3 protein-coding genes are annotated in these 2,931 nt (G+C 49.2%); all 3 read right to left on the minus strand.

Annotation, left to right across the window (positions count from 1 at the left end; genetic code table 11):
* The coding region (locus EJP87_RS11560; RefSeq protein WP_130472032.1) for a sensor histidine kinase at positions 1-1,441 on the minus strand (1,441 nt) is incomplete at its 3' end.
* A gap of 26 nt (positions 1,442-1,467) precedes the next feature.
* Positions 1,468-2,538 (minus strand): HD domain-containing phosphohydrolase, encoded by a 1,071-nt coding sequence (locus tag EJP87_RS11565; RefSeq protein WP_130472033.1) that lies wholly within the window; start codon positions 2,536-2,538, stop codon positions 1,468-1,470.
* A gap of 94 nt (positions 2,539-2,632) precedes the next feature.
* Positions 2,633-2,931 (minus strand): phosphoribosyl-ATP diphosphatase (locus EJP87_RS11570; protein ID WP_227657597.1); only part of this gene is annotated, 299 nt, incomplete at its 5' end.

The following is a 2,931-nucleotide window of genomic DNA, read 5'->3' on the forward strand; positions in this document are numbered from 1 at the left end:
CACCCCGCGCCGTAGAGAAGATAATTTCCACCTCTCTGGCCGAGGCTTTGTTCATCACCAGGGTGGCCAAATCGCTCAAGACATTGTCCAGGTGAAAAGGAATCATCTCCAGGGCCATTTTGCCGGCTTCAATCTTGGAAAAATCGAGCACATCGTTGATGATGTGCAGCAGGGCCTTGGCGGCACCATAAATTTTTTCCAGATAATCCTGCTGTTGGGGGGTGGTTTGGGTGTGCAGACAGAGATGCGAGAGGTTGAGAATGGCATTCATGGGGGTGCGAATTTCATGACTGATATTGGCGACGAAAAAGCCTTTGGCCTGATTGGCCACTTCGGCTTTTTGCCGGGCATTTTCCAGTTCCTGTTGTGAGGCTTTGAGGTCGCTGACCATTTTGCGAAAGGCTGAGACCAGATCACCAATTTCATCAGCGGTTTGCAGAGGGGACCAATCGATACGCTCTTCTCCTCTGCCGATACCCAATGCTGCCGTTTGCAGGCGCAACAAGGGGCGCACCAGGTTGCGATTGATGATCACGCCGATCAATACCAAGCCGAGAATGATGGTGCTGAGCGAAAACCATAAACCGATTTCAATTTGCTGAGCCAGGTTGCTCCAGGTATTGGCCGACTGGGCAGTCATCTCTTCTTTGGTATGCTTGATAAGCTGCATGCACAATTTTTTGATGGCAGAGACTTTACCTTCAAGCATCTGTGTCTGTTCATCGATCAAATGGTTATGATGCACCACACGCAAAAAATTTTTTTCATAGTCGGCAAGAGCATTTTGCAGGAGAGTCTGTTCTGAGACAGGGATGGTTTCTGCGCTGAAGCGTACATATAACTCCCGCAATATGTCGCGCAGTCGATGCAAATATTTTTCATTGCGGCGATTGAGATAATCTTTTTCATGGCGACGAATGGTCAAATAGCTGGTGGCAGCACCAGGAATTTTTGCTTGCAGTTGTTCAGGTTGTTCCAGCATCTCTTCCAGGGTATGCGCGGAGTGGCGCATGGCGCCTTGCAGGCCGGACTCTTCATCCAATCCTTTTTCCAGCCATAATTGGACCAATATCTGAAAAGAGTCATGAAAATTATCGATATTGGCGATTAATTGCTCCGTGTCCGCCACTCTGGCAAGATCACCGGACTCTTGATTTTTTAGTTTGAACTGCTCTGAGGAAGCGAGCGCCTCGGCAATCAAAAAGGCGATGACTTTTGGGGAGTTGATATAATCCTGCCACTCTTGGACGCGCAACATGGTCTCATAAATATTTTCTGCCAACTCCATCTCTTGCCAAAGTTGCGACATGTTTGCCTGGGCCTGATCGCGCGCTGTCATCAATATCTGATAATAGGAGAGCATCATTCCCAGCAGGATCACCGCAATGGAAATAAAGCTGATCAACAGTTTGGCCTGAATGGTATGACGCTGCCAGAACATGCGCTTTCTCCGCGGTGGGTTTGAATTCAGGAATGTATTTCGCTAAAGCGCTCTTTAATCAGAAGTATTTTTGGCAATTCCGCCAGGAACAGATGCAGCAGATGGGGATCAAAATGGCGGCCACTCTCTTGTTGCAGCCAGGCCAGCGCCTCTTCCAGGGGCCAGGCTTTTTTATAGGGTCGGGCGCTGGTAATGGCATCAAAGACATCGGCAATAGCGGAGATGCGTCCAACCAAGGGAATATCATTTCCCTGCAAACCACGGGGATAGCCGCTGCCGTTCCACTTTTCATGGTGGGTGTAGGCAATTTGAAAGGCCATTTTCAAGAGAGGGGAGTCCTCTTTGCCGATAATTTCCGCACCTATTTCGGGATGGTTGCGAATCTGCAAAAACTCCTCCTCAGTCAGTTTGCCCGGTTTGAGTAAAATATGATCGGGAATACCAATTTTACCCACATCGTGCAGGGGGGAGGCATTGAGCAGCAAGATGGTTTCTGCTTCACTCATGCCACAGGCAGCCCCCAGCAGTTGTGCATAATGGCTCATGCGCAAGACGTGCAGGCCGGTTTCGTTATCACGAAATTCGGCAGCGCGCCCCAGTTTGCGCACAATAGCCAACTGGGTCTCCTGCAGTTCGGCAGTGCGTTGCCGGACCTTCTCTTCCAGGCGTACATTTTCAAATTTGGCGTGATCATGAGCCTGTTTCAACTGCAGATGGGTTTTGATTCGTGCTTTGACCAGAGGGGGGCTGATTGGTTTGGTGATATAATCGACGGCTCCCAGAGCAAACCCTTCTGCTTCATCACTGGTTTCCCGGCGTGCTGTAACAAAAATTACTGGAATATCACGAGTTTCCGCACGCATTTTCAGGCGGCGACAGGTTTCATAGCCATCCATTTTTGGCATCATGATGTCCAGCAAAATCAAATCCGGCAAATCGCTCATGGCTATTTCCAGAGCACTCTCTCCATCCAGGGCGACACTGATTTCATAGAGATCGGAAAGCAGATGTACCAACAGATCCAGATTGGTCTTGGTGTCATCCACCACCAGGATGACCGGTCGATTCTCAGAGGTCACGATCGGGTTTCCTTGCATTATAGAGAGAGGGCGTGGTTTATTTTACATATATTTATAGTTTATTATGTTGGTTTTTACTGTATCATATTGTCATACAGTGTCACAACATTTTTTACTCCTGATTTTGATTAAAACGACGACTGAGTTCGTCGAGGATATCTTGCACGGTAAGGTTATGTTTACACAGCAACAGCAGGCAATGAAACCAGAGATCGGCCATCTCCTGGATCAAGGCGGGTGATGAGCCTGTTTTGCCGGCGAGGAGGGTTTCAATGGCCTCCTCGCCGATTTTTTGCAGAAGGCGATTTTCATCGCCTTGCAGGAGTCGTGCTGCATAGGAGTGTGCGGGATCGGCATGGCGCCGTTGCTGCAGACGTTGTTGCAGATCGGTCAGCAAGCGCTCCGGGCTTG

Source organism: Candidatus Magnetaquicoccus inordinatus (assembly GCF_004217665.1).
GTDB lineage: Bacteria > Pseudomonadota > Magnetococcia > Magnetococcales > Magnetaquicoccaceae > Magnetaquicoccus > Magnetaquicoccus inordinatus.

What these genes read in the sequence shown, in the direction of transcription:
- EJP87_RS11565 (WP_130472033.1), bottom strand. Translation starts at nt 2,538, where the DNA reads ATGCAAGGAAACCCGATCGTGACCTCTGAGAATCGACCGGTCATCCTG.